General features: G+C 68.2%; 1 protein-coding gene and 1 pseudogene. Both read left to right on the top strand.

The genetic code is table 11. The annotated features are described in order from the left end of the window. Positions 1-1,036: pseudogene (locus PI246_RS18595) on the top strand (amino acid adenylation domain-containing protein); the annotation flags it as partial. An 87-nt stretch (positions 1,037-1,123) separates the two neighbouring features. Further along, positions 1,124-4,678, top strand: coding sequence for an amino acid adenylation domain-containing protein (locus tag PI246_RS18335; RefSeq protein WP_455429791.1), 3,555 nt, complete (start codon positions 1,124-1,126; stop codon positions 4,676-4,678). Positions 4,679-4,841: the final 163 nt, after the last annotated feature.

Here is a 4,841-nt window from a genome sequence, read left to right as displayed (position 1 = left end):
ACCGGGCCAGAACGTCAGTCACTTGGCCTACGTGATCTACACGTCCGGGTCGACGGGCCAGCCCAAGGGCGTGATGAACGAGCATGCGGGCGTGGTCAACCGCCTGTGCTGGGCACAGTCGCGCTACGGACTGGACGCGAGCGATCGCGTGCTGCAGAAGACGCCGATCGGTTTCGACGTGTCGGTGTGGGAGTTCTTCTGGACCCTGGCGACGGGTGCCACGCTGGTCATGGCCCGGCCCGAGGGGCACAAGGATCCGGATTACCTGGCCGGGTTGGTCGAAGGCGCCGGGATCACGACGGTGCACTTCGTGCCGTCGATGCTGCCGTCGTTCCTGGATCGCCTGGACGGCGTGCCGTCGACGTTGCGCCGGGTGCTGTGCAGCGGGGAAGCCTTGCCGCCGGGGGCGTGCGAACGGTTCCTGGCGATGCTGCCCGGGGTGGCACTGCACAATCTGTATGGACCGACGGAAGCGGCCGTGGACGTGACGTCGTGGCAGGTGGAAGACGTCGCGGGGCTGGAACGGGTGCCGATCGGGCGCCCGATCGCGAACACGCGGATCTACGTGCTGGAGGCGTCGGGCGAGCCGGTGCCGGTGGGTGTCACGGGCGAGATCCATATCGGCGGCAAGGGCGTGGCGCGGGGTTACCTGAACCGTCCGGAGCTGACGGCGGAGCGGTTCGTGATGGATCCGTTCGCCGCCGATCCGAACGCGCGGATGTACCGCACGGGCGACCTGGGCCGGTGGCGTGCGGACGGCACGCTGGAATACCTGGGCCGCAACGACTTCCAGGTGAAGCTGCGCGGCCTGCGCATCGAACTGGGCGAGATCGAATCGCGGCTGGCCGAGCACGCGAGCGTGCGCGAGGCGGCGGTGGCGACCCTTGGCGAGGGCGAGAATCGCCGCTTGGTGGCTTACGTGGTCGCGCCGGAGAACACGCCGGAGGCGGCCGAGCTGCGACGCTGGCTGGAAACGCGGTTGCCCGACTACATGATGCCGTCGGCGTTCGTGGTGCTGGAGGCACTGCCGCTGACGCCGAACGGGAAGCTGGACCGCGCGGCCCTGCCGTCGCCGGAGGGTGGGGACGTGGTGCGCCGCGGCTACGAGCCGCCGCAAGGGGAGATGGAAGAACGGCTCGCGGCGCTGTGGGAGGAACTGCTCGGCGTGGAACGGGTGGGTCGCCACGATCATTTCTTCGAACTGGGCGGCCACTCGCTGCTGGTGGTGAAGCTGACGGGGCTGCTGCGAGCGGGGGGCGTGCATGCGGACGTGCGCTCGGTGTTCGTCTCACCGGTACTGTCCTCGCTGGCCCAGGCCTTGGCGGCACCGTCGGTCGAGCGCGAGGTGCCGGCGAACCGGATCACGGCGGACACGGCACGGATCACGCCATCGTTGTTGCCGCTGGTGGCGCTGAGCCAGGCGGCGATCGACGCGGTGGTGGCGAGGGTACCGGGCGGCACGGGCAACGTGCAGGACATCTATCCGCTGTCGCCGTTGCAGGAAGGCATTCTTTTTCATCATCTGCTGGGCGGACAGGGCGCGGATGCGTACGTGGCGCGTTCGTTGCTACGGATCGAGAGCCGGTCGCGGTTGGATCGCTTCGTGCGGGCCCTCGATGACGTCATCGCCCGCCACGACATCCTGCGTACCTCGCTGGCATGGGAAGGATTGCCGCGCGCGGTGCAGGTGGTGCACCGGCATGCGCGGTTGCCGGTGGAGATCGTGGAGGCATCGGCGGACCGGGCGGTGCGCGAGCAGCTGGAGGCGGTGAGCGATCCGGCCCGGGCGCGATTGACGTTGACGCAGGCGCCGCTGATGCGGGGCTGGGCGATGGCCGATGGCGACGGCTGGCTGTTGGCGTTGCAGCACCACCACCTGGCGCTCGATCACGTGGCAATGGAACGGGTGATCGAGGAAGTCGGTCACCTGATGCGGGATAGCGGCGAGGCGCTACGGGCGGTAGCGCCGTTCCGCAGCTTCATCGGTCGGCTGGAACAGGACGAGACGGCGCGACGGGCGGCGGAAGCGTACTTCAGCGCCGAACTGGGCGACGTGGAGGAGCCGACGGCGCCGTTCGGAGTGATGGACGTGCGTGCGGACGGCTGGCAAGGCGGCCAGACCCATCGCGAGATCGCGCCCTCGCTGGGTCGCCGCGTGCGCGCGGCGGCGGTACGCCACGGGGTAAGCGCGGCGGCGATCTATCACCTGGCCTGGGGTCGGGTGCTGGGCGCGTGCTGCGGCCGCAACGACGTGGTGTACGGCACGGTCTTGTCCGGCCAGCAGCAGGATGGAGCAAGCGATGCGCTGGGGATGTACCTCAACACGTTGCCGCTGCGGGTGCGCCTGAACCTGTCGGCGAGTGCGGCGTTGCAGGCCACGCATGCGGGCCTGGGCGCGCTGCTACGTCACGAGCAGGCGTCGCTGGCCCTGGCGCAGCGGTGCAGCGGCGTGGACGGATCGACGCCGTTGTTCACGACGTTGCTGAACTACCGGCACAGCCGCTCGGTGGACATCACGGCGGCGATCCCGGGTGTGGAGCTGCTGCGCGCGGAAGAGCGAACGAACTACCCGATCTCGCTCTCGGTGGACGACCTGGGGGCGAATGGCTTCGCGTTGACCGTGCTCAGGGGGCCTGGAATCCCGGGTGATCGCGTGGCGGCCTATCTGGAGCAGGCGCTGGGCGGTCTGGTCGATGCGCTGGAAACGGGCAGCGACGTACCGGTGGAGCGGATATCGATCCTGCCTCCCGGGGAACGCGGATCGATCTGCGAGGGCATCGGGAAGCACGCGGCGGGCGTACCGTCGCTGGCGTTCGTGCACCGCGCGTTCGAGGCGCAGGTGGTCCGCCGTCCGGCGTCGGTGGCGGTGCGGATGGAAGGCCTGTCGGTCGACTACGACACACTCAACCGGCGTGCCAACCAGTTGGCGCATCATCTGCTGGCCTCGGGCATCCGGCCGGAGGATCGCGTGGCGGTGTTCATGCCGCGCGGCGTGGAGATGGTGGTCGCGTTGCTGGGGGTGCTGAAGGCGGGGGCAGCCTACGTGCCGCTGGATACGAAGCATCCGATGGGGCGCCTGGGCCTGATCCTGCAGGACAGTCAGCCGTTCGCGGTGCTGACGGTGGATTCGTGCGTGGACGAGTTGCCGGCGCTGGCGATGGTGCGGGTGATCGTGGTCGACGAGGCGCAGGGCGATGGCGCGGCGATCGCGAAGCATGCGCAGGACGATCCCGTGCTGTCGCTGGACGAGCGCAGCCTGGCCTACGTGATCTATACCTCCGGTTCGACGGGCAGTCCGAAGGGGGTGATGATCGAGCACGGCTCGATGGGCCATTACCTGGCGTGGGCGCGGCATGAGTACGGTGGTGAAGATGCACCGATCGACGCGTTGGTGTCCTCGCCGCTGGTGTTCGACGCGACGATCACCAGCCTGTGGCTTCCGTTGATCAGTGGAGGAACCGCCTGCCTGTTGCGTGACGGGCAGGAGCTGGAAGAGCTCGAGGCGCACGTGCGGGGCGGGGCGCGTGGCCTGGTGAAGATTTCGCCGGCGCACCTGCTGAGCCTGGGGCGGCGGTTGCAGTCGGCGGGAGCGTCCTGCGAGGTCGAGGTACTGGTGGTGGGCGGTGAGAGCCTGCCGGCCTCGACGGTGGCGTTGTGGCGCGGGCTGGCACCGCGCACGCGGATCGTCAACGAGTACGGGCCGACGGAGACGACGGTGGGTTGCGTCACGTACGACGCCACGGCGCTGCCGCCGGGCGCGTCGAGCGTTCCGATCGGCCAGCCGATCGCGGATACGCGCATCGCGATCGTGGACGAGCACGGCCAACCGGTGCCGCAAGGGGTGATCGGCGAGATCCACATCATGGGCGCGGGAGTAGGCCGCGGCTACGCGAACCGGGAGGCGCTGACGCGGGAGAAATTCCTGGCATGCGAAGGACCGGTGGGCGGCCGCGTCTTCCGCTCGGGCGACCTGGGCCGCCTGACGGCCGAGGGTGTGATCGAGTTCCTCGGTCGCAACGACCACCAGGTCAAGTTGCGTGGCTTTCGCATCGAGCTCGCGGAGATCGAATCGCGGCTGGTTGAACACGCGAGCGTGCGCGAAGCGGCAGTGACTGTCGGGGGCAAAGGAGAGGATCGTCGCCTGGTGGGTTACCTCGTGGTGGCGGACGGCGCGGCGGTGCCGGTCGAACTGCGCTCCTGGCTGGAGGCGCGCCTGCCGGATTACATGGTGCCTTCGACGTTCGTGGTGCTCGATGCACTTCCCCTGACACCGAACGGAAAGCTGGATCGAAAGGCGCTGCCGTCGCCGGAAGACGGAGACGTGATGCGTCGTGGTTACGAGGCACCGCAAGGTGAGATGGAAGAACGGCTCGCGTCGCTTTGGCAGAGTGTGCTGGGTGTCGAGCGGGCCGGGCGGAACGATCATTTCTTCGACCTGGGCGGCAACTCACTCCTGGCATTGCAGGCCATATCGCCCATTCGCGAGCAGTTCGGCGTCACCGTGACGGTGGCCGATCTCTTCGAGTTTTCCGTATTGGCCGATCTGGCGAAACACATCCTGGCACGGCAGGCATCGATGCTTGGGGTCGGCGAGCTCGAAGCCCTGCAAAAAGAAATCGATGCCTTGTCCAGGGACGAACTGTTGTCGATGCTGGATGAAAGTGCAGCCCATGACTGATCACGATCCTTCCCTTCATGCACTTCGGCACGCGTTGCTGCTAAAGCGGCTTCGCGAAAGGGCCGTCGCGACGTCGTCCACCGATCCGGAGTTGCCACCGCTGTCGGCGGTGGATCGGGGCGAGGATCCGCCGTTGTCGTGGTCGCAGCAGCGGCTGTGGTTC

The sequence above is a fragment of the Luteibacter sahnii genome (assembly GCF_034063545.1).
GTDB classification, from domain to species: Bacteria; Pseudomonadota; Gammaproteobacteria; order Xanthomonadales; family Rhodanobacteraceae; genus Luteibacter; species Luteibacter sahnii.
The sequence above is the reverse complement of the archived record's forward strand: the minus strand, read 5'-3'. Positions and strand labels throughout refer to the sequence as shown.